A 22,909-nucleotide genomic window follows, 5' to 3' on the forward strand; every position below is an offset into this window, starting at 1 on the left:
AAAAAACAGCATTGAATCAGCAAGAAAAAAGTTCATGATTTACTGAAACGGCAAAGAATTTTGCCAGTTTAGTTCGAGATTAATTCCATTGTTCTGCCAAACCTTGTAAGGACTGAATCGCGTCAGCCACGGATTCAGCTTGTAGGGCGTCATCGAGTGCCACAATCAATGCTTCAGATAACTGCAACTGTTCAATCCGGTGAATTGTTTCAATTTTACGTTTTTGGTCAGCCATGCTGCGCTCCTGATTTGATCTATCTGTGATTCAAGAAAGCATAGTCCAATCAGTTTAATTTGGAAAACCGTATAATTTTATATATTTAATATGTAAATCCGATTTATTGTTATTTTTTGCAGGATTTTAAGAAAAAAAGGGCACTTTATCGAAAAGTGCCCAAGATTATTCAATGACCCGACTTTTAATAAGCGTAGTTCAGGTCAGTATAATCGTTGAGTGATTTCTGCACATGCGCCTGAATAAAGGCACGTACATCCTCGGCCGTCATGGCTTTGCCCTGATTGCTGATGACATGTTCGATTTCTGGCTGACCTTCAATTTTAATGCGATAAACAAAATGCTTGGCCAGACGATAACTGTCGTCTAATTTTTCAATGCCAGTCACATAATAATAGGCATGTTCAAAATTCAGATCCTGATGTGAAAATACAAATTGCTCGAACAATTTGAGTTTCTGAGCATTTTCGAGTGCTTTGATGTCATCCACGATACTGGCTTCAAACTTGGTGCCGTATTTCTCTGAAATAGGCTGTTGATCAATCAGCAGCGACACCATGCCATCGTCTAAATGGGTCACCGTAATATTGTTTAATTCAGTCATGATGCACTCGAGTGAAATATAGTGGGGCTTAGTATGCTGTTATTTTAATGAAACTCAATGCGAGCGGGGTGAACTTACTTAAGATTTATGCGCTGAATATGACTAAAAATGAAATAAAAAGGGAGCGATTGCTCCCTGAATGACAGACAGAATTACTTAATCCTGTGCATCAATACTCTGGCCATTCATATGCAGACTGTCGTTACCCATCAAATATAGATAAGCCGGCATGATTGAATCGGGGGTAGGCAGGGTTTTCGGATCTTCGTTCGGATAGGCCTTGGCGCGCATGGCAGTCCGCGTTGCTCCGGGATTGATGCAGTTATAACGGATATTTGGATGTACCTGCTCTTTGGCAAATAACTGGCTTACCGCTTCAATAGCAATTTTAGAAACCGAATAGGCACCCCAGCGTTCGCGGGCTTCGCGGCCTACACCTGAGCTGGCAAAAACCACAGAAGCATGTTCGGATTTGGATAATAACGGTAACAGCGCTTGGGTCATGACAAAGGGTGCACGCAGATTGACCGCCATCACATCATCCCAGACATTGACCGGATAATCCGCCAAGGGAACCCGTTCGCCTAAAATGCCGGCATTGTGCAGAATGCCGTCCAGACGACCAAACTGACGGTCTAGCGTATCGAGCAAAAGCTCATAATCACGTTCTGACGCACTCGATAGTTGTAGCGGCAAGATGGCAGGTTGCGGCGCACCCAAACTTTCAATTTCATCATAAATGACTTCGAGCTTGTTTAAGGTACGCCCATGCAGCACCACAGTTGCGCCATGCAAGGCATAACTGATTGCTGCTGCACGTCCAATGCCATCGCCCGCACCTGTGATTAGGATGATACGATCCTTGAGCAGATCGGGGCGAGGTTGATATGCTGAATATTTCATTATCTACCTCCTCACTTCTTATTATTTAGTGTTAAGCGTTCAAGATACCGCAGTATGCTGCTTCAGTACTAGTGTCTGAATCAATTGATGTAATTCTGGCACAGTATGCACGATATGGTCGGCCTGCCAGGCGTTTAAATCGTCTTTGTATTGCAACGGCAAATAACCATAAGCAGCCAGAATGGTCAGCATCTGGGCATGACGGCCGGCATCAATATCTCGTGGATGATCTCCGACATAGATACAGTCTTCCGCGGCAAGATTCAGTTGCTTGGCTGCCAGATACATTGGTTCAGGATCAGGTTTGGTCCGAGTGACATCTTCTGGACATACCAACACCGCACAGCGTTCACTCAAGTTCAGTGCTTGCAGTAAAGCCTCACTGAGCCAGCGCGGTTTATTGGTCACGATCCCCCAAGGAATGTCATTTTCCTCTAGCTGTTCCAACAAAGGATACATGCCGTCAAACAGATCGGTATCGACCGCAATATCTGCGCCGTACATGTCCAGAAAGCGCTGACGGTGTTGCAGAAAGACCGGATCTTCTAGTTGCAGTTCCGGATAAACCAGTTTCACCATAGCGCGAGCGCCTTCGGAGACCTGGGTACGAATCAGCTCGGGTGCAACCTGTGGGCGGCCTCCTTCACGGCACATCTGCTGGATAATTCGGATAAAATCGGCAGCGGTATCAATCAGGGTTCCATCTAGGTCAAATAAAACGGCTTTCATGCTGTGGTCTCTGCTGCGCTATCTTTCACGGTATAAACCATGTAGTTCACATCAACATTCGGTGCCAGCCAATAACGCTTGGTCAGCGGATTATAGTGCAGACCGGTCATGTCTTTGAGCTTTAAACCAGCGTTACGAATATCATGTGCCAGTTCAGACGGCTTGATAAATTTGCTGTAATCATGGGTGCCTTTGGCCAGCATGCGCAAGACATATTCTGCCCCGATAATCGCAAATAAATAGGACTTTGGATTACGGTTAATGGTCGAGAAGAATACATGACCACCTGGCTTGACCAGCTTGTGACAGGCCTGAATAATCGATGCCGGATCTGGCACATGCTCTAGCATTTCCATGCAGGTCACGATGTCATATTGGCCAGCCTGTTCCTCTGCCAGTTGCTCAACCGGCACCTGACGATATTCAATATTGTTCACACCTTCCTGTTCGGCATGGATGCGTGCCACATTTAAAGGGGCTGCGCCCATATCAATCCCGAGTACATCGGCACCGCGTCGCGCCATGCTTTCGGCCAGAATACCGCCACCACAGCCGACATCCAGCACTTTTTTGCCGCTCAGGCCTCCGGCATGTTCATCAATCCAGTTTAAACGCAGTGGATTAATCATGTGCAAGGGGCGGAACTCGGAATGCTGATCCCACCATATAGCTGCAAATGCTTCAAACTTGGCAATTTCTTGTGGATCAACATTCAATTGCGACATCGGTGTCACCTCAATCAGTCATGATTAGCTAAAAATATATATGTGGCGAATGGCCAGAGAAACTGATTTAAAACCTTGAAAATCAGTTCGATGGTTTAGTGTAGCGATTCTGGCAGAAAAAGCGATAAAAGCAGCAAAAAAGTTCACAGAATGAAAACGAAACCGGCATAATTGATTTATAGTGAACACATAAACTAAGCATAATGATTTAGAGGACGATAATCCGAATGAAAAAATTCCTTTTAGGCGCTGTTGCCGCATCTGTTTTGGCCTTTTCAGGCAATGCTATGGCCAATTTTGTGGCAGGTCAGGACTATCAGGTGGTTGCAAAACCAGTCAAAGTCGAAAAACCGGGCAGAATTGAGGTACGTGAATTCTTCTGGTACGGCTGTGGTCACTGTTTCGCGCTTGAACCACATATGCAGGGCTGGTTGAAAAAATTACCAAAAGATGTACGTTTTGTACGTACGCCGGCTGCAATGAATCCACTCTGGGAGCAGGCAGCGCGTGCTTATTATGTGTCTGAAGCATTGGGTGTGCGTCAAAAAGCACATTTACAATTATTCCATGATATTCATGACAAGCAACGTCCAATTTTAGAACAGGCGCAATTGGCCAAGTTCTATACCCGCTATGGTATTCCTGAAGCGAAATTTAACAGCACTTATAAATCTTTCCCGATCACTTCGAAAATTGCCCAAGCCAAAAATCTGGCTGCTCAGTATCAGTTAAGTGGTGTTCCGGCAGTGACCGTGAATGGTAAATATATTGTGCAGGGTAATGATGCCAAAGTCATTCAGGTGGTGAATTACTTGATCGAAAAAGAGCGTAAAGCCAAATAAGTCTGAACTGACGATCAGTAAAAAAAACCTGCATCATGATGCAGGTTTTTTTATTTAGGCAGGGGGAATGACCGCTTCATTGAGCACAGGGCCTGCTGTTTCGACTGTTTCGGCAGGTCGCCGGTACCAGTGCAAAATGCCATGCAGCAACAGTTGCATCTGCAATATGCTTTGGGTTTTAAAGGCAGTGGATTGTGTGCGGCGCAGCTCTGGATCAGCTTGATGCTGCAGATGAATCCAGCCCATGGCCCAGTTCAGGGACAGTTCAATCAGCATCTGTGCCAGAGCCTGCAAGTCCTGTGGCGCCTGAATATGTCGGGTCGATTGCATCTTGGCCAGTTCATGCATCACATCTTCAGCCAGAAAACGAATTTCCCGTTCAATACCGGCACGGAGCACGTCCGAACCGCCCCAACGCTCTGCAACAAAAAAAATCCAGGGTTCAGGATGATATTCGACCGCCTGAAAAAACAGTTCAAGTCCGGTGTAGGTTCGGGTATTTGGCTGATACAGATAAGCCTGTCCCAGTTGATTGAGTACTCCTTTGATGTGAATCGCAACCTGATCCAGCAACTCCAGACCCAGCTGGTTCATATCCTGAAAATGCCGATAAAATGCCGTCGGTACCAGTCCAACTGCATTCGTAACTTCACGCAGGCTGATCGTGCTGAAAGCACGGCCCTGACTGCTGAATGCCAGAGTGGCATCGAGTAACGCCTGATGACTTTGCTGCTTGCGATCTTCACGTAAGGACATAAATGGGTTTCCTATCACCGGCTTCCCTCAAGGGGAGTTTTAGTCTAGCAAAAATTAAATCAAATCGTAGTGCTACAGATCGGCAGAATTTCGACATTTCGCAGTGGCCTGATGCATTGATTTTGTAAATGAATCACCCGGCTGCCTAATCTTGGCAAAGGCTTCTGCTATACTGAGCCGCAATTATTTTTAACCTCTACAGGACTTATTTATGCGTATCGACCAACGAGCATTAGATCAATTACGTGAAGTGAAAATTACCCGTAACTATACACGTTATGCGGAAGGCTCTGTATTGGTTGAATTTGGTCATACCAAAGTACTCTGTACCGCCAGTGTGGATAGTTCTGTACCACGCTTCCTGAAAGGTCAGGGCCAGGGCTGGGTCACGGCTGAATATGGCATGTTGCCACGTTCAACCCATACCCGTAGTGACCGTGAAGCGGCACGTGGCAAACAGAGTGGCCGTACCCAGGAAATTCAGCGTCTGATTGGTCGTAGCCTGCGCTCAATGGTCGATCTGAAAAAACTCGGTGAAAATACCATTACTATCGATTGTGATGTGATTCAGGCTGATGGCGGCACCCGTACTGCCGCAATTACCGGTGCTGCGGTGGCTCTGGTCGATGCCATGAACGTCTTGCTGGAAAGAAAAAAAATCAAACATGATCCATTAAAAGGTTTGGTGGCTGCGGTTTCTGTCGGTATTTTCAAAGATGAAGTGTTACTGGATCTTTGCTATGAAGAAGATTCAAACTGTCAAACTGATTTGAACGTGGTGATGACTCAGGCCGGTGAATTTATTGAAATTCAAGGTACTGCAGAAGACAAACCATTTACCCGCGCACAATCGGATGCCATGCTGGAAATGGCCGAAAAAGGTATTCAGGAACTGGTGAAGAAACAGCAAGAAGCTTTAGGCTGGTAATTCATCCCATGCTGATAAACGCATCTCCGGATGCGTTTTTTTATGCTTAAAATTTCACTCTGCACCTGTATTCAAAAACTGCACCACAAAGCTTCATCACAAAAAGCCGACATGAATTGGCTATATCTGCACCGGTTTTGCATCGATATTGGATCAGATGAGAACACAATGAGGAATGCGACATGAAACAGTGGCTTTGTGCAATTTCATTGCTGGGCGTGTTTGGATTAACTGCCTGTGACTGGGGCAATAATCGTGAAGATGACGAGCGTTCAGTGTTAAATCAGGATCGTGATGAGGATAACGGAAGATATAACGACCGTGATGGTGACGATGATGACCGCGATCGCCGAGGTAATCGGGATGACGATGATGATTAAGGTCTAAAATAGAAAATTGAGCAAAATATACGCAAAAAAAATTTCTAAAAATAAAAAAAGGGTGCTTCGCACCCTCTACGGTCATCTATCCCATCTAGACTTAAGCATTGAAACGCATCGACAGATCAATGGCTTTGAGATCTTTGGTCAGCACGCCCATGGAAATATAATCTACGCCGGTACTCGCGACTTCACGTAAATTATCAATGGTGATATTACCTGAGGCTTCCAGTTTGCAGCGACCGGCCACATGTTGCACCGCGTCGATCATCTGCTGCTGACTGAAATTATCCAGCATCACAATATCAGCATGGGCTTCGAGTGCCTGATTCAGCTCATCCCAGGTTTCGACTTCAACTTCGACAGGCTTACCCGGTGCAATTTGATGGGCCTTGGCAATCGCCTGCGCAATCCCACCCGCTGCCATAATATGATTTTCTTTAATCAAGAAGGCATCAAACAGGCCCAAACGGTGATTCTGGCCACCGCCAATGGCCACGGCATATTTTTGTGCGATACGCAGACCCGGAAGCGTTTTACGAGTATCTAATAATTTGGTGTTTAAACCTTGCAACTGTTTGACATAGTGGGCGGTTTTAGTCGCAACCGCAGACAGCGTCTGGACAAAGTTTAGCGCAGGGCGCTCCACGGTGAGTAAGCTACGTGCAGATCCGGCCAGTTTTAAAAATGCTTGATTGGCTTGAACATGATCGCCATCATTTTTCAGCCAGATCACTTCAATACTTGGATCATAGGCCTGAATCAAAGCATTTACCCAAGGCTGGCCGGCCAAAACCATGTCTTCACGGCTAATGATAGTGGCAGTGGCCTGTTCATCTTCAGGAGTCAGCAGGGCGGTAATATCGCCTTCACCGATATCTTCTGAAAGTGCTTGTTGAATATTGATCTGAATGGACTGGTCTAGCAAAGCTTGAGATATGCGCATGAGTATTTCCGTATCTTTTTTAAGCCGTGAAAATTGCGCCTTATCTTAGCACCGTTACATAAAAGATGAGCGATTTTTCATCCAGTTTGCTGGGATGAATTGAGATTTCTCCTTGAAAGTTTTAGCATGAAGCCGGCTGCAATGCTGATCTTGCAGATTTTATTTTTGGGGAGAACGGTTTTATGCAACAGGCAGCTGAGTTTCAGGTCAAGGACGGGCAACTAATCGGTGCACGTCAAATCCCGTCTCCCAATTTTAATCAGCGGCCAGAACAGACCGAGATTCAATTGCTGGTGATTCACAATATCAGCCTGCCACCTTCCCAGTTTGGCGGCGGTTATATTGAACAGTTTTTTCAGAACCAGCTGGATTGGTCAGTACATCCCTATTTTCAAACCATTGAAGGGATGCAGGTGTCGACCCATCTGCTAATTTTAAGAACGGGAGAAGTACTGCAATTTGTTAATTTCAATGACCGTGCCTGGCATGCCGGCCGCTCGACCTATTTGGGCAAAAAAGAATGTAATGATTATTCGATCGGGATCGAGCTGGAAGGCAGTGACGATTTGCCTTTTGCAACCGCACAGTATGAAGCCCTGGTCAAAGTGGCTGCCTGTTTGCAAGATTATTATCCTAAAATTCAGCAGCATATTGCCGGACATTCGGATATTGCACCGGGCCGCAAGACCGATCCGGGACCATATTTTAACTGGGCTGATTTTCGTACACAGCTACAGCATTATAAAAACACCTCAAGCTCGCTTGAGCGATGAAATTAAGCAATGAACTTCTGATAAAAGTTTCATTACAATAGCCACAAATTTATACATTAGGTGAATAGGATGGCGCTTTGGCGTTCGACCGTCATTGTCAGTGCGATGACCATGTTGTCACGCGTACTGGGATTGGTTCGAGATATTGTTTTACTGAATGTCTTTGGTGCTGGTAAAGACTTCGATACCTTCGTAGTCGCATTTCGTATTCCAAACTTTTTCAGGCGTTTATTTGCCGAAGGCGCATTTTCACAGGCGTTTATTCCGGTACTGACCGAATATAAAACCAGTCGCACGCATACCGAAGTCCAGATCCTGATCAGCCGGGTGTTTGGCTGTCTGGCCACGGTGATGACCACGCTGACCATGGTCGCGATCATTGCTGCGCCATTGATTATGTATATCTATGCGCCCGGTTTCCATAGCGACCCTGAAAAATTCGCTCTGGCGACTGACATGTTCCGCCTGACCATTCCTTATTTGTTGTTCATGTCACTGACGGCTTTTGCCAGCAGTATTCTGAACAGTTATGGCTCTTTCAGTACCCCGGCATTTGCACCGGTCTTGCTGAATGCGGCGATGATTGCCGGAGCGCTCTGGCTTACGCCTTATATGGCCGAGCCGATTATGGCGCTGGGCTGGGCTGTGATCATTGCCGGTATTTTACAGCTGGCGATCCAGATTCCTGAATTGTGGCGTAAAAACCTGCTGATTCCACCGAAAATTGATTTCAAGCATGAAGGCGTAGATCGCATCATGAAGTTGATGCTACCGGCATTATTTGGTGTATCTGTCACGCAAATTAATCTATTGTTAAATACCATTTGGGCTTCATTCATGCAGGATGGTTCGGTGTCCTGGCTGTATAGTGCCGAGCGTATGACCGAATTGCCGCTGGGTCTGATCGGTGTTGCGATTGGAACCGTGATTCTGCCGTCGTTATCTGCACGGCATACCGAGCAAAATCCGGAAAAATTCCGTGGCATGATGGACTGGGCAGCTAAAGTCATTGTGATGGCAGGCCTACCCGCCAGTATTGCACTGTTTATGCTGTCGACCCCGATCATTCAGGCCCTGTTTGAACGTGGCCAGTTCACCTTTGAAGATACCCAGATGACAGCTTTGGCGTTGCAATGTATGAGCGGTGGTGTGATTGCCTTTATGTTGATTAAAGTCTTTGCACCCGGTTTTTATGCAAAGCAGGATACCAGAACCCCGGTGCGTGTCGGTCTGATGGCTGTGGCGGCCAATGCGATTCTGAACGTGATCTTTATCGGTTTCTTCAAGCTGATTGACTGGGAAGCGGAGCATATGGCTCTTGCGCTGGCATCGACAGGTTCAGCGATGGTCAATGCTGGTTTGCTTTATTATTATCTGCATAAGCGTGATATTTTCCGTTTTGGTTCGCACTGGAAAAAAATCTTCCTGCAATTCATGTTTGCCAATGTGGTAATGATTGCGGCCTTAGCCTATGCCCTGAGCTGGTATAATGCCGATGTATCGCAATGGATGCGTGTGGTAGAAGTATTGATCTTATGTGTCGTGGGTGTGGTAGCGTATGTTGCAGCCTTGCTGGTGGCAGGTTTTAGACCACGTCATTTAAAGCCTTAAGCTTATATTGAAAAAATTATTGTAGATCAAAACAGATCATTAAAATACCCATAAAAAAACAAGAGCCAGAAGGCTCTTGTTTTTTTTGAAAGCTAACACTTGCTTTGAAAAGGTCTAGCGTAAATCTAGACCTTGCCGCGCGAAAGAAAACCAACGATCGCAAGAATCACCGCAATTACCAACAAGATAATTGCAAAATCCTTAGACAAGCCTGCGACGCCACCGAAACCAAGTAGACTCGCAATTAATGCAATAACAGCAAAAATAATAGCCCAGCGAAACATATATATTCTCCATGTGTTTTTATTTTCAAGTTTAGTATAGAAATAAACGATTCCAGCGACTGTTAGTGTTGTGTTGATGAACTGTCTCTGATTTAACAATAGTTTACGTGATAACAATAAAAATTTGAGACGGTAGGTCTGCAGGGTTCTGGCTGTTATAATCAGCTGATTTTTGAATGTTCCGGCCCGATCATGAGCGATACTTTACGTCCCGAATTCTGGAAAAACTATTCACTTGCTGAACTGACGCAAGTCGAGTGGGAGGCCTTATGTGATGGTTGTGGGTTGTGTTGTCTGATTAAACTGGAAGATGAAGAAACACAGGAAGTCGCCTATACCAAAGTGGCCTGCAAGCTGCTGGATTGTAGCACTGCACGTTGCTCCAATTATCCGGATCGCCTGCAATATGTGCCGGACTGTATTCAGCTCACGCCAGAGAAGCTGGAAACGATTCACTGGTTGCCTTCGAGTTGTGCCTATCGCCGTGTAGAGCAAGGCAAAAGCCTGCCATCCTGGCATTATCTGATCAGCGGTTCACGGGAAAGTGTGATTCAGGCACGCAAGTCGGCAGCAGGGCGCTGCCTGAGTGAAAGTGACATTCATGAAGATGACATCGAAGACTATATCGTACGCTGGGTGCGTTAAATCTGGCTTTGTGATTCGTTTATTGATCTGCCGGATGGAGTAGGGCCTGGGCCGAAGCACCGGCCATCGGACGATAGAAATAGAAGCCCTGTCCAATCTGACAGTCACAATGGATCAGGGTATCCAGCTGTTCTGTATTCTCGATTCCTTCCACCAGAACATCCATTGCAATACTGGAGCCAATCTGGGTAATGGCTTTGACAATGGCCAGGGCAGATGGATCACTGTTCATACGCTCTACAAAGTTGCGGTCAATCTTGATGCAATCGACCGGATAGTCCTGCAAACGGGTCAGCGAAGAATGTCCGGTGCCAAAATCATCCAGTGAGATCTGGATTCCGGCCTGTTTCAGCAGGTTCAGGGCACGGACCACATAATTGGCACCATGCTCGGACAGGCTCTGTTCGGTAATTTCCAGTTCAACTTTGTGGGCAGGAACATCAAAGTTGGATAGGCGTGCCAACAGTTTTTCGGCATAATCATCGCGCAGGAATTCGACCGGTGCAGCATTGATTGAAATCGGTAACAGATCCAGACCTTGTGCCTGCCAACGACTCATATCTGCAAAGACTTTCAGTTGCATGGTTTCACTAATGCGTGAGGCGAGTTCATAGTCCTGAAAGGCACCAAAAATTTCGGAAGGTAACTGAATGTTCTGATTCTGATCCTGCCAGCGTAATAGTGCTTCGAAACCAATCACTGCACCATCAGAAAGACGTACTTTAGGTTGGTAATAGGGAATGATCTGATCGGCCAGAATAATCTTGCGAGCCAGAGTCAGCTGCTTGGTTATATTTTCCAGTGACCCACACATTTCCTGATTAAACATGCGGATGCCACCACGACCACTATTTTTCAGGTCATTTAAGGCGATATCAGCACATTTCAGCAGATTAGAGGTATTCAATGCATCACGTGGATAGATGGCACAGCCAATACTCATGGCACTGCTGATGCTATTGCCGACATAATTGATGGGCTGATCCAGCTGGGCATAGGCCATTTGCGCCGTTGCCAGCAGCTGCTCTTCACTTTCCAGATTTTTGACCAGTACGGCAAATTCATCGCCACCCAAACGGGCGATGATGGTATTTGGCCCGAAGCAGGTCTGGAAACGTTTGCCCAAGACATGTAGCAGATGATCGCCGGCAATATGGCCCAAGGTGTCATTAATATGCCGGAAATAGTCCAGATCAATCAGCAGTAAACCCGCCATGGTCTGCTGTTGTTTGGCCTTTAAAAGCACCTGCTTAAAGGTTTTATAGAAGGTACTACGATTATACAGGCCGGTGAGTTCATCCCGTTTAATTACTTCTTTTAAACGCGTTTCTGCAATTTTTTGCTGACTGATATTACGTGATACACAGAGGATATTTTGAGTAATATTCTGCTGATCCAGAATCGGGGTGAGCAGATGATCCCAATATTGGATCGATTGATCTTTGATCTGGATTTTGCTGGAGAAACGGCTGTTTAAGCCTTGGGCTGCCTGTTTCAAAGCACGTTGCCCGGATTTTCGGGCTTCAGGGGTTAAGCGATTTAACCAGCACAATGAACGGTCCTGATCTTGTTCTGCGGTCTCATTTGCTTGTGCGAGACAGCCAGCTTGGTTGCTATGCTGAATCTCGCCTTCAGGACTGATAATGTTGATGCAGTCTGCGCTGGCATCCAACATGTTTTCCTGGGTTGAAACAATCTGAGAAAGTTGCTGTTGGATTTCAAAATAATCATGCACATCAGTCAGGGAAACGGCCCATTGCAGCAAATGTTCAGGTTCATGATGAAATTTTACCGCTAGGGTACACATGCGATAATGGGTATCACTGCGTTTAATCCGGCACTGGGTTTCAAAGTTCTGATGCTGATCCAGCGCAGCATGCCACTGCGCTAAAAACAGCTGCAAGTCTTCTGCATGAATAAAGCTCTGCCATTGCGGATGACCCTGTTCATTCAGGTTCACGCCAAGATAATCAGTCAAGGCATCGTTAAAATATTGCAGATGTTTTTTGTTGCTGACCCACAAGGGTTGCGGTAAGGCATCGATCAGATTTTTTAACAAAACCGATTCAGACAAGTGAACGTGGGGTGCAATCAGTGATGATGACGTCAGTGGCTTAGACCGACTCACAGCTCCCTGTTCAAATTTATCATGCTTCATGCATTCACCACTACAACCCAAAAGTGCCCAAGGGGCGAGATAAGTTTCTTTTAATTAGAATAAACAATATGAAAATTACACTGTAATTAATTCACAATTAATCATGTTCAAATTATTCGCTTTTATAGAGATTAATTCATTCAGAATTAAAAAAATAGAGGATATCTACATAAATTAATTTTTTATGCTTGATGTTTGCATTCTTGGAATCAAAACTGCTGATGTTAGAATGAGATCAGAATTTAGTTTGAGCCAATAATAACATGTCAGATAGTCATATCCCGCTTCCAGAACGCTTACGGCCACGCGACCTTACACAGATTATCGGGCAGGAACATTTGCTGGGAGAACATGCGCCCTTACGCCAGATGATTGATCAGGGGCATCTGCCTTCGATCATTTTTTGGGGACCTCCCGGGGTCGGCAAAACTACCATTGCCTTATTATTGGCTCAAGCGGTAGACCGGCCTTTTATCAGTCTGTCTGCCCTGAATACCGGCGTGAAAGAGCTACGTGAAATCATTGCCGAAGGTGGCGATTTGCTGACGCCAGTGGTGTTTATTGACGAAATTCACCGTTTTAATAAATCCCAGCAGGATGCATTATTAAATGCGGTCGAGAAAGGCAAAATTACCCTGATTGGCGCCACCACCGAAAACCCGTCTTTCGAAGTGAATAGTGCTTTGTTATCACGTTGTCAGGTGTATAGCCTGAATGCATTGAGTGCTGAATCGATTCAGACTTTGTTGACGCAAGCCTTGCAAAATGACTCTTTCTTACAGGAAAGACATATCCTGATTGAAGAATTTGATGCCCTGATCCAGTTCGCGGCAGGAGATGCCCGCAAGGCGCTGAATTTACTGGATCTGATTGCCAGTACCTTTGAAGCGGATATGGAAAATATCATTACCAATGCGGTGGTGGTGAAAGTGGCACAGCAAAATATTGCCCGCTATGACAAGTCTGGTGAGCAGCACTATGATTTAGTTTCGGCCTTTATTAAATCAATTCGCGGCAGTGACCCAGATGCGGCCCTGTACTGGATGGCACGCATGCTCAAAGGCGGTGAAGATCCGGTATTCATTGCACGGCGCATGTTGATTGCCGCATCCGAAGATATCGGCAACTCCAATCCAAATGCTTTGCTATTGGCTGGTGAATGTTTCCGTTCTGTGCAAGCCGTAGGCATGCCGGAATGCAGGATTATTTTGGGACAATGTGCGGTTTATCTAGCGACCAGTGCCAAAAGTAATAGTACCTATCTGGCGATTAACAAGGCGATGGAACTCGCAGATAAAACCTCAAATCTGCCAGTGCCTTTGCACTTAAGGAATGCACCGACCAAACTGATGAAAGAACAGGGCTATGGCGTGGATTATCTGTATCCGCATAATTATCCTGAGCATTTTGTGCTGCAAGAATATATGCCGCCAGAATTGAAAAATACCAAACTGTATGAATCAGCACGTAATAAACGTGAAGTTGAAGGGGAGCGTTTACAGCAACGCCGTTGGCAACAGCAACAACAGTAGCAATAAAGCTGGGTATCTCAACTAATTGAACAGAGTAAAAAAAGCCCAATTCAAGGTGAATTGGGCTGAAAGTAGGATGTTTTTTGAGGGAGATAACATCCTAGAGGGTAGAGGAAAAATCTGGTCGGCAAATATGGAGCTAAGTGCATCAATTCACTGATTTGCCTGGTATGAGATAATATTAATGCAGATAGTTTTTGATGTAAAAACGATCATTTTAATAATAAAAATTTATTTTTCCGATTAAAAACCGGAAATAAAAAAACCGAGCTAAAAAGCTCGGTTTTTTCGAATCTGCGCATTTCCAGATTAGATGTTGTCCAGGTTGATACCTAAACGGCCAGCCACTTCTTCATAGGCTTCAACCACGCCGCCTAAACCTTGACGGAAACGGTCTTTATCCAGTTTTTTCTTGGTGTCTTTGTCCCATAGACGGCAACCGTCTGGAGAGAATTCATCACCAAGTACGATACGGTCGTGGAACACACCAAATTCAAGTTTGAAATCGACCAGAATCATGTTACCTGCGTCAAACAATGCTTTAAGCACGTCGTTCACTTGGTAAGTCAATTCTTTCATTTTCGCCAATTGTTCAGCAGTTGCCCAACCTAAAGCAATGGCTTGTGATTCATTGACCATTGGATCGCCAAGCGCATCATCTTTAAAGAACAATTCAAATGTTGGAGGAGTCAGTTCCTTGCCTTCTTCCACACCCAGGCGGCGGCATAAAGAACCTGCTGCATAGTTACGGATCACACATTCAACCGGGATCATATCCAGTTTTTTCACCAGCACTTCATTTGGAGTCAGTAGCTTTTCAAAGTGGGTCTCAATTCCCGCTTCTGCCAGTTTTTCCATGATGAAGGCGTTAAAACGGTTGTTCACCTTGCCTTTACGATCTAGTTGCTCAATTTTTTCGCCATTGAATGCTGAGGCATCATCGCGAAAGACTAAAATCAGATGGTCTGAACTGTCTGTGGTGTAGACAGATTTCGCTTTACCAGTATAGAGCAAGGTTTGTTTTAACATGAGGGAACCTTTTACAAAAAAAAATGCCTAGAAATGTCTAGGCTGGCCAATTTTGGTAAATCTGGTTGAGCAGTTCTGCAGCTTTTTCACGGTCGGCAAAACTGTTATCGGCATTGAACACAGCAAGGTTATTACTCGAACCGACAGAAGATAATCTTAATACATAGGTCTGCTGGTCGACCTTAATCGTGACTTCGTAACGATTTTTGCTCTGCGCAACGATGCTATGATTCAGACTGCTGAGGGTGGCAAGTGTATATTGCCAAATTGTAGCAGAATTTCCCTCAATTTTAAGCAGCGGATTAAGATTTCCGTCAGTGACCAACTGTGGTTGACCCACTGTATTGGTTTCGGTTAGATCAGCTGTATTTGAGTTTTCAGTCTGGGCTTGTGGGCGTGGCAAGGCAAAACGGTTGCCACGCTGGTTTTCAAGCTTCGGTGCATGTTCAATTGCAAGCGGATCAACTGTTGGAGCAGGATACAATGGCGTTGCAGGACGAACCATGGCGCCTTCAGGATATTGTAAAGCTTCCAGGGTAGTAGTCTCTTTATAGTCTAAAGTGCCGTTATTAAAGGCCATTGAACTACAACCTGCCAAACTGAATACTGAAAGTGTAAGGCTAAGTCCTAAACGTAATTGCATAATCTTGTGCTCTTTTATTTAATAACGCCCGCTTCGACCAGTGCTTCATGAAGCGGAGCGCGATATTGTTCTGCAAGTGGTGTTAATGGAAGGCGAATACCCGTACCAATTAAGCCCATGTCATGGAGTGCCCATTTCACAGGAATTGGGTTCGATTCGCAAAATAAAATATTGTGTAAATTTGCAACCTGAGCATTTAACTGTTCAGCTGTGGTTGCATCACCGGCAATGGCGGCAGCACACACTTCGCTCATAGCTTTCGGAGCCACATTCGCTGTGACCGAGATATTACCTTTGGCACCATGACCGATCAGCTGATATGCAGTGGCATCATCACCCGAATAAACAGTCATGTCTTTGCCTACAAGACCTTGTAGCAGTTCAGCACCGCGCGGTACATCGCCAGTCGCATCTTTAATACCGATAATTTGTGGAATATCCGCCAGGCGAATCACGGTTTCATTGGCCATATCCACACCGGTACGGCCTGGAACATTATAAAGAATCTGTGGCAGGTCAACAGCTTCAGCAATAGCTTTATAATGCTGATACAAGCCTTCCTGAGTCGGTTTGTTATAATATGGCGTTACCAGTAAAGCGGCATCTGCCCCTAGCTCTTTGGCTTCGCGGGTCAGTTCGATCGCTTCACGGGTCGAGTTCGCACCTGTGCCGGCAATAATAGGAATACGTTTGTTGGCCACACGAATGATTTCTTTGATCACCTGGGTGTGTTCACTCATACTGAGAGTAGAGGCTTCGCCTGTTGTTCCAACGGCGACAATACTGTTGGTGCCCTCTGCAATGTGCCATTCAACCAGCTTCTCGAGACCCTTCCAATCTACGCTGCCATCTTCAAACATAGGGGTGACGATTGCGACTATGGAACCTTGAATGGTCTGTGCTTGCTGAGTCATTTTAAAAAACTATCCTATTTGTCCATCCGAAAGGAATGAGAAAACATAAATTGGGATGGATTTGTATTTTGATTTATAGCAAATTCAATAGATTTGCATTGAATTGAATATTGCTTATGCAAATTATGACTGATCAAACGCATAAGAACAATATGCTTTAGTAAAAGCTACTGAATTCTTTATACAAAGCCTTTTGGAAACAATCAAGTAATAAATAAGATGATTTATAAAGCAAAATCCTGAGACCAAAGTTATGTCTCCAGTCTAGACAATGGAGGAGATTACCCCAAATGAACCCAATAATGATAAGGCTTGTGCAAAAAGATCAGCTGAAAACTGCCATTTTTATGCCTTTTAATTTTTGATTAATAGTTATATTGGATAAATTGAGACCTCGTACATCTTGATCGTACTCTCGTACCAAAACAAATAAAGCCAAAAACGACTAAGACTAATCTTTTTTAAATATCAATAAATTGAGAATTTTTTTTCTTATCGGTTAATTTTTTAACTTGATGTATAAGCTTTAAACTCTAAGTCTTGAACTTTATGATGTTCTGATTAAGTGTTTTTGCGACTTTATCAGTCAGCATCTTCAATTCATCTACTTCAGCTCCTTATGGAATATCCAAGCAAAACGTTCAACTTATTGATAGTTATTTCTGCAATCAGGCTCATAGATGATGGCTGTCTTTTGTAACGCTGATTGAACAAGGATAATCCAATGGAAAAATCAGACAATAAGCATGCTATCGTCACGGTCGCGATCTGTTTTCTGATTGCGGTGATTGAAGGCTTAGATATTCAGGCAGCCGGAATTGCTGCTGCAGGTATTCGTGAGCATTTTGGTCTCGATAGTTCCCAGTTGGGTGTGTTTTTTAGTGCAGGGATTCTGGGTTTATTACCGGGTGCACTGGTTGGTGGTCGATTTGCGGACCGCATTGGCCGTAAGAAAGTCTTGATCTGGTCAACAGCAATATTTGCTGTATTTACCTTATGTACGGTTTGGGTCAATAGCTTTAACAGCTTGCTGGCAATGCGTTTCCTGGCTGGAGCAGGTCTGGGCGGCGCGATGCCAATTCTGATCACGCTTGCTTCTGAAGCAGTCTCTCCACAAAACCGTGGCCGTGCAGTGGGCTTGATGTACTGCGGCATGCCAGTCGGCGCAGCGATTTTGTCTTTGATTGCGGCGACTGAATTTGGTGCCAACTGGAAAAATGTTTTCTATCTCGGTGGTCTGTTACCGATTTTTGCCATTCCGCTGATGATGCTATTTTTGCCTGAATCGCAGGAATACCTGAAAGCACAGAACAAAACGGCTGCAGAACTTGCCGTTACACCGAAGGGTTCATTTAAGGATCTGTTTAATTCGGACAACCTGTTGCGTACGCTGTGTATCTGGGTGAGCTACTTCTTTACCTTGATGGTGGTTTACATCATGTTGAGCTGGTTGCCATCATTGTTTATGGAACTTGGCTTTACCCGTAAAGATGGTTCAACTGCACAATTCTACTTCATGGTTACAGCGACGATTGGTACGATTATTTTGGGTATGCTGACCGACCGCTGGAAGAAAGCCTATGTGATCCTGTTGATGTACGGCGGTATTCTGGCAGGTCTACTGGCGCTGAATGGTGCAAGCTCGCTGAACCAGATGTATATGGCAGCAGCATTGGCCGGTGCCTTCGTGATTGGCTGTCAGGGTGTACTGTATGCCTTCGGTAGTATCGTTTATCCGACAGAAGTGCGTGGTACTGGTGTTGGTGTTGCATCTGCAGTTGGCCGTATCGGTGCCATGCTGGGGCCAGTCATTGCCGGTCAGTTATTGACAGCAGGTTTCGGTGCTGCGGGGGTCATTACTGCTGCGATCCCATGTATCATCATCTCTGCATTATGTATGCTGTTCCTGGTGAACCGCACTAAAGTGTAAGGTTCAACGATTTAAAAAAGCCTGCTCTTGCAGGCTTTTTTATTTTCTGAATTTAAGAATTAAATACACTGTTTTATTATTAAAAAGACTCATCACTTTATCTTAAAACTTATTTTTTTTGCAGAGATCTAGCTTGATACAAGCCCGGAACTCATCTCATATTTGTCAAAAACAATGAATCTATTGATCTGCTCATATACACATGCCGAGAATACACAGTCATGCCATTTTTAACCGTAGAGCTAAAAATCCTGAGGTATTTTGCGCTATGCTTGGGCATAAATCGAGATTTCAATGGATGAAAACAGATGCAGAATAATGTTGCTTTACTGGTCGTAGACGTACAAAGAGGATTTACCCCGGGAGGCAATCTGGCTGTAGCCAATGCTGACCAGATTATTCCAAATATTAATCTATTGGGGCAGCATTTTAAGCATATTATCCTGACCCAAGACTGGCATCCGGACAACCATATTTCCTTTGTAGACAACCATCCCGGCAAAGTAGCCTATGACAGTATTCAGCTGGATTATGGTACTCAGGTTTTATGGCCAAAGCATTGTGTGCAAGGGACACTCGATGCCGAACTGCATCCGGATTTAAATTTACCGCAAGCACAACTCATCATTCGCAAGGGTTTTCATTCCCAGATCGACAGTTACTCGGCCTTTATGGAAGCTGACCAGAAAACCACGACGGGTCTTGCTGGCTATCTGCGTGAACGTGGGATTGATACCGTATTTGTGGTCGGGATTGCTACGGACTTTTGTGTGGCCTGGACTGCAATCGATGCCTGCAAACTGGGCTTTAAAACCTATGTGATTGCCGATGCCACCAAGGGCATTGACCTGAATGGTTCCTTGCAACATGCCTGGCAGGATATGCTGTCGCATGGCGTGAAACGTATCTATGTGAAAGATATTGTTCAAGCAGCTTAACACTGGATAGGGATAGAACTTAATATCCCTTTGATCTTATTTATATTTGAATATAAAAATTCAGGCATCAACGGGTGCCTGTTTTATCTTGCTTTTTCTCCCTTAATGTCACCTGGATGAAACCCATGTCAGCCTTGCTCCAGTTTAGCCAATTTGTCCAAAAAACCTTTGCTTTATGGGTGCTGCTTTTTTCCGGCATTGCCTTGATGATCCCTGAAACTTTTGTCTGGTTACGGGCTTATATTCCGTGGATGTTGGGCATCATTATGTTTGGCATGGGTATGACCATGACGGTAGGCGATTTTAAAAGTGTCCTGCAAAGTCCGAAAGCAGTAGCGATTGGCGTGGTGGCCCAGTTTGTGGTGATGCCAGGTTTGGCTTTTCTACTGTGCAAGCTGTTTCAGCTGCCACCAGAGATTGCCATCGGGGTAATCTTGGTGGGTTGCTGTCCGGGTGGAACCGCATCCAATGTGATTACCTATATGGCCAAGGGCAATACCGCCTTGTCTGTTGCCTGTACCTCGGTTTCGACTTTACTGGCGCCCATTTTAACTCCGGCCATTTTCTATGTGTTGGCCAGTCAGTGGATCGAGATCAATGCCTGGTCGATGCTGGTGTCGATCTTACAGGTGGTGTTATTCCCAATTATTCTGGGCTTAATCGTACGGGCGCTACTCAAGCAAAAAGTCACGGCCTATATTCAGGTGATGCCGTTGATTTCTGTAATAGCGATTGTGGCAATTGTCGCGGCGATTATTGCCGGCAGCAAAACCCAGATTCTGGAATCCGGTTTAATGATTTTAGGAATCGTGGCCTTACACAATGGTATGGGCTATTTACTGGGTTATTGGACCAGTCGTATATTTCACTTGGCAGAAATAGACTGTCGTGCAGTATCCATTGAAGTCGGGATGCAGAATTCTGGTCTGGGTGTGGCCTTGGCGGCAACCCATTTTGCCGCATCACCACTTACCGCTTTACCAAGTGCCATTTTCAGTCTGTGGCATAATATTTCAGGGCCAGCTTTAGCCACTTATTGGGCTGCCAGACAAACTGAAAAAACAGACACCTAATTGCAGTTTGATGACAGCGCACAACAAGCCAGAGCATGATGTTTTATAATTTTAAAAATTAAAATATTAATTTATATCGATTTATCGGGCTTTGTAACATAAGTGTCATGAAGTCTGCCTAAGATCGCCCCTCAATGATGTGAAACAACAGACTGTAATCAGCAGCATTGAGAGGGCATGGAACAATTTCAGCATTCGTCAGCGACCTATTTTAATCGGGAACTTTCCTTATTTGAATTTCAGCGTCGTGTCTTGGCACAAGCACTCGATCCGAATTTACCGATTTTAGAGCGCTTAAACTTCCTGATTATTTTTTCCCGTAACCTGGATGAGTTCTTTGAAATCAGGATTGCCGGGCTGATGAAACAGCAAGACCTGAATGCGACTACCCGGACGCCTGATGCTGTACCCACCGAGCTGATTCTACAAGAACTGTCCCAGTCCATTCATGCCACAGTTAACAAGCAGTATGAGGTGCTGAATCATGCGATTTTGCCTGAACTTCAGGCGCAGGGTATCCAGTTTCTTCAATATCAGGATCTTCTGGAAAAACACAAGGCGTGGATTGCAGCCTTTTTTGCCAAAGAAGTACAACCGGTACTGACCCCGATCAGCCTGGATCCTTCACATCCTTTTCCACGTTTGGTGAATAAAAGTCTGAACTTTATTATCAGCCTAGAAGGTAAAGATGCCTTTGGCCGTGAAATCGAGATGGCAATTGTGCCGGCACCACGTTCCTTACCCTGCCTGATTAAAATTCCGGAAGATGTCACCGGAAACAATACCACCCAGATCTTTCTGACTGCGATCATCCAGCAGCATATCAGTGATTTGTTCCCGGGCATGAAAGCGACCGGCTGTTATGCCTTTCGGGTCACCCGCAATGCCGATCTGGTACTATCGGAAGATGTCGATGATCTGGCGGTGGCTTTAAAAGACGAACTATGTTCGCGCCGCTTTGGTCGTGCAGTACGTCTGGAAATTGAAAATGACTCTCCACAGAACATCATCGACTATTTGCTAGATGAATTTGATCTGACGGAACAGGAACTGTACCGGATTGATGGACCGATCAATTTGTCCCGCCTGAGTACCAGTTTTGAGCGTCCGGAATTAAAGTATCCGCATTTTAGTCCGGTCATTCCGAAAATTTTCCGTAAACAGAAAAGCATTTTTGAAATTTTGAAGGCGCAGGATGTGCTGCTGCATCATCCTTTTGATTCATTCCAGCCGGTGATTACTTTACTGCGGGAAGCGGCCAAGGACCCGGCGGTGCTGGCGATCAAGCAGACGCTGTATCGTAGTGGTCCGGACTCGGAAATAGTCCAGGTGCTGGCAGAAGCCGCACGGAATGGCAAAGAAGTCACGGCCGTGATTGAACTGCGGGCGCGTTTCGATGAGGAATCTAACATCATGGTGGCCAATATCCTGCAAGAAGCCGGCGCGGTCGTGGTCTATGGCATTGTCGGTTATAAAACCCATGCCAAAATGATTCTGATTGTCCGGCGTGAAAATCAGGAATTACTGCGTTATGCGCATCTGGGTACCGGAAACTATCATGCCGGTAATGCCCGCATGTACACCGATTATGGCCTGATGACCACACAGCCGGATATCTGTGAAGATGTGCACCGCATGTTCCAGGAACTGACTGGTATGGGGAAAATGGCCAAACTGAAAGCCTTGCTGCATGCACCGTTTACCCTGCATAGCGAATTGCTGAAACTGATTGAACAGGAAAAGGCATTTGCCCTGGCCGGCAGAGCCGCGCATATCATCATCAAAATGAATGCACTTACCGAACCGCAATTGATTGCTGCCCTGTATCAGGCTTCGCAGGCTGGGGTAAAAATTGACCTGATTGTGCGTTCAATCTGCTGTCTGATTCCACAAGTTACCGGTATGTCTGAAAATATCCAGGTCCGTTCAATCGTAGGACGTTTCCTGGAACATACCCGGGTTTATTATTTTGAACATGGCGGTGCCAAGAAACTGTATTGTGCCAGTGCCGACTGGATGGGCCGTAACCTGTTTTCCCGGGTGGAAACCTGTTTCCCGGTGCTGGATCCAGAGCTGAAAAAACGGATTTATAAAGATGGCCTGATCAGCTATTTAAAAGATTGTCACAATGCATGGGAGTTAGATGCCGAGGGTCAGTGGCATAAAGTCCCCTGTCAGGATCCGGCCCAGCCTTATAATGCCCAGCAATATCTGCTGGAACAAAAACAGTTAAAAATTTAAGAGATAGGCCAAGACACACTGGCGTATTTGTTTTGTACCCATAAAAAAGCCGGATGTTGGATCCGGCTTTTTTAATTAAAACATTCAAGG

General features: G+C 45.3%; 23 protein-coding genes. 11 read left to right on the forward strand and 12 right to left on the reverse strand.

The genetic code is table 11. The features are described 5' to 3' along the window. Nucleotides 1–79: 79 nt before the first annotated feature. The 5 genes from I6L24_RS04180 to ubiG all read right to left on the reverse strand — a co-directional run bounded on the left by I6L24_RS04180 (nucleotide 80) and on the right by ubiG (nucleotide 3,196). Nucleotides 80–235: a hypothetical protein gene (locus I6L24_RS04180; protein WP_004281231.1), complete on the reverse strand. Its 156-nt coding sequence runs from the start codon at nucleotides 233–235 to the stop codon at nucleotides 80–82. A 184-nt stretch (nucleotides 236–419) separates the two neighbouring features. After that, nucleotides 420–839: a hypothetical protein gene (locus I6L24_RS04185; protein WP_004281232.1), complete on the reverse strand. Its 420-nt coding sequence runs from the start codon at nucleotides 837–839 to the stop codon at nucleotides 420–422. Nucleotides 840–995: 156 nt separating this feature from the next. After that, a complete protein-coding gene (locus tag I6L24_RS04190; protein ID WP_005094903.1) occupies nucleotides 996–1,742 on the reverse strand; it encodes a YciK family oxidoreductase in 747 nt (248 codons plus the stop codon). A gap of 39 nt (nucleotides 1,743–1,781) precedes the next feature. Further along, nucleotides 1,782–2,471: an HAD family hydrolase gene (locus I6L24_RS04195; protein WP_153566737.1), complete on the reverse strand. Its 690-nt coding sequence runs from the start codon at nucleotides 2,469–2,471 to the stop codon at nucleotides 1,782–1,784. Further along, the gene (ubiG, locus tag I6L24_RS04200) at nucleotides 2,468–3,196 is read right to left on the reverse strand and encodes a bifunctional 2-polyprenyl-6-hydroxyphenol methylase/3-demethylubiquinol 3-O-methyltransferase UbiG (protein ID WP_004729050.1); all 729 of its coding nucleotides are present in this window, start codon (nucleotides 3,194–3,196) and stop codon (nucleotides 2,468–2,470) included. The genes I6L24_RS04195 and ubiG overlap by 4 nt, the downstream gene beginning before the upstream one ends. A gap of 227 nt (nucleotides 3,197–3,423) precedes the next feature. Here ubiG and I6L24_RS04205 point away from each other — a divergent pair, with 227 nt between their 5' ends. Beyond that, complete coding sequence (locus tag I6L24_RS04205; RefSeq protein WP_004281236.1) at nucleotides 3,424–4,038, forward strand: thiol:disulfide interchange protein DsbA/DsbL; 615 nt, start codon at nucleotides 3,424–3,426, stop codon at nucleotides 4,036–4,038. Between the two features lie 54 nt (nucleotides 4,039–4,092). Here the strand turns inward: I6L24_RS04205 and I6L24_RS04210 are convergent, their stop codons facing one another. After that, nucleotides 4,093–4,794: a TetR family transcriptional regulator gene (locus tag I6L24_RS04210; RefSeq protein WP_216986468.1), complete on the reverse strand. Its 702-nt coding sequence runs from the start codon at nucleotides 4,792–4,794 to the stop codon at nucleotides 4,093–4,095. A gap of 211 nt (nucleotides 4,795–5,005) precedes the next feature. Here I6L24_RS04210 and rph point away from each other — a divergent pair, with 211 nt between their 5' ends. Both rph and I6L24_RS04220 read left to right on the forward strand, forming a co-directional pair. Then, nucleotides 5,006–5,722, forward strand: coding sequence for a ribonuclease PH (gene rph / locus I6L24_RS04215; RefSeq protein WP_005261502.1), 717 nt, complete (start codon nucleotides 5,006–5,008; stop codon nucleotides 5,720–5,722). A 182-nt stretch (nucleotides 5,723–5,904) separates the two neighbouring features. Beyond that, nucleotides 5,905–6,102 carry a hypothetical protein gene (locus I6L24_RS04220; protein ID WP_004281239.1) on the forward strand — a complete coding sequence of 66 codons (198 nt, stop codon included), beginning with the start codon at nucleotides 5,905–5,907 and terminating at the stop codon, nucleotides 6,100–6,102. A 100-nt stretch (nucleotides 6,103–6,202) separates the two neighbouring features. Here the strand turns inward: I6L24_RS04220 and nadC are convergent, their stop codons facing one another. Then, nucleotides 6,203–7,048, reverse strand: coding sequence for a carboxylating nicotinate-nucleotide diphosphorylase (gene nadC / locus I6L24_RS04225; RefSeq protein ID WP_004281240.1), 846 nt, complete (start codon nucleotides 7,046–7,048; stop codon nucleotides 6,203–6,205). 182 nt (nucleotides 7,049–7,230) lie between these two features. Here nadC and ampD point away from each other — a divergent pair, with 182 nt between their 5' ends. Both ampD and murJ read left to right on the forward strand, forming a co-directional pair. Continuing rightward, nucleotides 7,231–7,821 (forward strand): 1,6-anhydro-N-acetylmuramyl-L-alanine amidase AmpD, encoded by a 591-nt coding sequence (gene ampD, locus I6L24_RS04230; RefSeq protein ID WP_004281241.1) that lies wholly within the window; start codon nucleotides 7,231–7,233, stop codon nucleotides 7,819–7,821. A 60-nt stretch (nucleotides 7,822–7,881) separates the two neighbouring features. Beyond that, on the forward strand, nucleotides 7,882–9,432 hold the full coding sequence (gene murJ, locus I6L24_RS04235; RefSeq protein ID WP_216986469.1) for a murein biosynthesis integral membrane protein MurJ: 1,551 nt from the start codon (nucleotides 7,882–7,884) through the stop codon (nucleotides 9,430–9,432). A gap of 125 nt (nucleotides 9,433–9,557) precedes the next feature. Here the strand turns inward: murJ and I6L24_RS04240 are convergent, their stop codons facing one another. Then, on the reverse strand, nucleotides 9,558–9,716 hold the full coding sequence (locus I6L24_RS04240; RefSeq protein WP_004647174.1) for a DUF1328 domain-containing protein: 159 nt from the start codon (nucleotides 9,714–9,716) through the stop codon (nucleotides 9,558–9,560). 192 nt (nucleotides 9,717–9,908) lie between these two features. On the opposite strand from I6L24_RS04240, the gene I6L24_RS04245 reads away from it, so the two are divergent. Further along, on the forward strand, nucleotides 9,909–10,361 hold the full coding sequence (locus I6L24_RS04245; protein ID WP_216986470.1) for a YcgN family cysteine cluster protein: 453 nt from the start codon (nucleotides 9,909–9,911) through the stop codon (nucleotides 10,359–10,361). Nucleotides 10,362–10,380: 19 nt separating this feature from the next. Here I6L24_RS04245 and I6L24_RS04250 read toward each other — a convergent pair whose 3' ends face one another. After that, nucleotides 10,381–12,519 (reverse strand): putative bifunctional diguanylate cyclase/phosphodiesterase, encoded by a 2,139-nt coding sequence (locus I6L24_RS04250; protein ID WP_216986471.1) that lies wholly within the window; start codon nucleotides 12,517–12,519, stop codon nucleotides 10,381–10,383. Between the two features lie 263 nt (nucleotides 12,520–12,782). On the opposite strand from I6L24_RS04250, the gene I6L24_RS04255 reads away from it, so the two are divergent. Continuing rightward, entirely contained in the window at nucleotides 12,783–14,051 is a 1,269-nt protein-coding gene (locus tag I6L24_RS04255) for a replication-associated recombination protein A (RefSeq protein WP_005261508.1), read from the forward strand. Nucleotides 14,052–14,360: 309 nt separating this feature from the next. Here I6L24_RS04255 and purC read toward each other — a convergent pair whose 3' ends face one another. From purC to dapA, 3 genes are read right to left on the reverse strand one after another with little or no spacing between them, the layout of a single operon-like run. Continuing rightward, complete coding sequence (purC, locus tag I6L24_RS04260) at nucleotides 14,361–15,080, reverse strand: phosphoribosylaminoimidazolesuccinocarboxamide synthase (RefSeq protein WP_004281247.1); 720 nt, start codon at nucleotides 15,078–15,080, stop codon at nucleotides 14,361–14,363. 37 nt (nucleotides 15,081–15,117) lie between these two features. Continuing rightward, nucleotides 15,118–15,723, reverse strand: a complete 606-nt coding sequence (locus tag I6L24_RS04265; RefSeq protein WP_004647178.1) for a hypothetical protein — start codon at nucleotides 15,721–15,723, stop codon at nucleotides 15,118–15,120. Between the two features lie 14 nt (nucleotides 15,724–15,737). After that, nucleotides 15,738–16,637, reverse strand: a complete 900-nt coding sequence (gene dapA / locus I6L24_RS04270) for a 4-hydroxy-tetrahydrodipicolinate synthase (RefSeq protein WP_004647179.1) — start codon at nucleotides 16,635–16,637, stop codon at nucleotides 15,738–15,740. A 724-nt stretch (nucleotides 16,638–17,361) separates the two neighbouring features. Here dapA and mhpT point away from each other — a divergent pair. From mhpT to ppk1, 4 genes are all read left to right on the forward strand, one after another. Further along, nucleotides 17,362–18,567, forward strand: a complete 1,206-nt coding sequence (gene mhpT / locus I6L24_RS04275) for a 3-(3-hydroxy-phenyl)propionate transporter MhpT (RefSeq protein WP_004647180.1) — start codon at nucleotides 17,362–17,364, stop codon at nucleotides 18,565–18,567. Nucleotides 18,568–18,875: 308 nt separating this feature from the next. Then, nucleotides 18,876–19,505, forward strand: coding sequence for a bifunctional nicotinamidase/pyrazinamidase (gene pncA, locus I6L24_RS04280; protein WP_004647181.1), 630 nt, complete (start codon nucleotides 18,876–18,878; stop codon nucleotides 19,503–19,505). A 125-nt stretch (nucleotides 19,506–19,630) separates the two neighbouring features. Further along, nucleotides 19,631–20,578, forward strand: a complete 948-nt coding sequence (locus I6L24_RS04285; protein ID WP_004647183.1) for a bile acid:sodium symporter family protein — start codon at nucleotides 19,631–19,633, stop codon at nucleotides 20,576–20,578. Nucleotides 20,579–20,755: 177 nt separating this feature from the next. Beyond that, nucleotides 20,756–22,819: a polyphosphate kinase 1 gene (gene ppk1 / locus I6L24_RS04290; protein WP_004647184.1), complete on the forward strand. Its 2,064-nt coding sequence runs from the start codon at nucleotides 20,756–20,758 to the stop codon at nucleotides 22,817–22,819. Nucleotides 22,820–22,909 lie beyond the last annotated feature (90 nt).

The organism is Acinetobacter lwoffii (assembly GCF_019048525.1).
GTDB classification, from domain to species: Bacteria; Pseudomonadota; Gammaproteobacteria; order Pseudomonadales; family Moraxellaceae; genus Acinetobacter; species Acinetobacter lwoffii_K.

What these genes read in the sequence shown, in the direction of transcription:
- I6L24_RS04240 (WP_004647174.1), bottom strand. Translation starts at nt 9,716, where the DNA reads ATGTTTCGCTGGGCTATTATTTTTGCTGTTATTGCATTAATTGCGAGT.
- I6L24_RS04195 (WP_153566737.1), bottom strand. Translation starts at nt 2,471, where the DNA reads ATGAAAGCCGTTTTATTTGACCTAGATGGAACCCTGATTGATACCGCT.
- I6L24_RS04285 (WP_004647183.1), top strand. Translation starts at nt 19,631, where the DNA reads ATGTCAGCCTTGCTCCAGTTTAGCCAATTTGTCCAAAAAACCTTTGCT.
- I6L24_RS04210 (WP_216986468.1), bottom strand. Translation starts at nt 4,794, where the DNA reads ATGTCCTTACGTGAAGATCGCAAGCAGCAAAGTCATCAGGCGTTACTC.
- pncA (WP_004647181.1), top strand. Translation starts at nt 18,876, where the DNA reads ATGCAGAATAATGTTGCTTTACTGGTCGTAGACGTACAAAGAGGATTT.
- rph (WP_005261502.1), top strand. Translation starts at nt 5,006, where the DNA reads ATGCGTATCGACCAACGAGCATTAGATCAATTACGTGAAGTGAAAATT.
- I6L24_RS04205 (WP_004281236.1), top strand. Translation starts at nt 3,424, where the DNA reads ATGAAAAAATTCCTTTTAGGCGCTGTTGCCGCATCTGTTTTGGCCTTT.
- mhpT (WP_004647180.1), top strand. Translation starts at nt 17,362, where the DNA reads ATGGAAAAATCAGACAATAAGCATGCTATCGTCACGGTCGCGATCTGT.
- I6L24_RS04220 (WP_004281239.1), top strand. Translation starts at nt 5,905, where the DNA reads ATGAAACAGTGGCTTTGTGCAATTTCATTGCTGGGCGTGTTTGGATTA.
- I6L24_RS04180 (WP_004281231.1), bottom strand. Translation starts at nt 235, where the DNA reads ATGGCTGACCAAAAACGTAAAATTGAAACAATTCACCGGATTGAACAG.
- I6L24_RS04255 (WP_005261508.1), top strand. Translation starts at nt 12,783, where the DNA reads ATGTCAGATAGTCATATCCCGCTTCCAGAACGCTTACGGCCACGCGAC.
- purC (WP_004281247.1), bottom strand. Translation starts at nt 15,080, where the DNA reads ATGTTAAAACAAACCTTGCTCTATACTGGTAAAGCGAAATCTGTCTAC.
- I6L24_RS04190 (WP_005094903.1), bottom strand. Translation starts at nt 1,742, where the DNA reads ATGAAATATTCAGCATATCAACCTCGCCCCGATCTGCTCAAGGATCGT.
- I6L24_RS04245 (WP_216986470.1), top strand. Translation starts at nt 9,909, where the DNA reads ATGAGCGATACTTTACGTCCCGAATTCTGGAAAAACTATTCACTTGCT.
- I6L24_RS04185 (WP_004281232.1), bottom strand. Translation starts at nt 839, where the DNA reads ATGACTGAATTAAACAATATTACGGTGACCCATTTAGACGATGGCATG.
- ampD (WP_004281241.1), top strand. Translation starts at nt 7,231, where the DNA reads ATGCAACAGGCAGCTGAGTTTCAGGTCAAGGACGGGCAACTAATCGGT.
- dapA (WP_004647179.1), bottom strand. Translation starts at nt 16,637, where the DNA reads ATGACTCAGCAAGCACAGACCATTCAAGGTTCCATAGTCGCAATCGTC.
- nadC (WP_004281240.1), bottom strand. Translation starts at nt 7,048, where the DNA reads ATGCGCATATCTCAAGCTTTGCTAGACCAGTCCATTCAGATCAATATT.
- I6L24_RS04265 (WP_004647178.1), bottom strand. Translation starts at nt 15,723, where the DNA reads ATGCAATTACGTTTAGGACTTAGCCTTACACTTTCAGTATTCAGTTTG.
- I6L24_RS04250 (WP_216986471.1), bottom strand. Translation starts at nt 12,519, where the DNA reads ATGAAGCATGATAAATTTGAACAGGGAGCTGTGAGTCGGTCTAAGCCA.
- ppk1 (WP_004647184.1), top strand. Translation starts at nt 20,756, where the DNA reads ATGGAACAATTTCAGCATTCGTCAGCGACCTATTTTAATCGGGAACTT.
- ubiG (WP_004729050.1), bottom strand. Translation starts at nt 3,196, where the DNA reads ATGTCGCAATTGAATGTTGATCCACAAGAAATTGCCAAGTTTGAAGCA.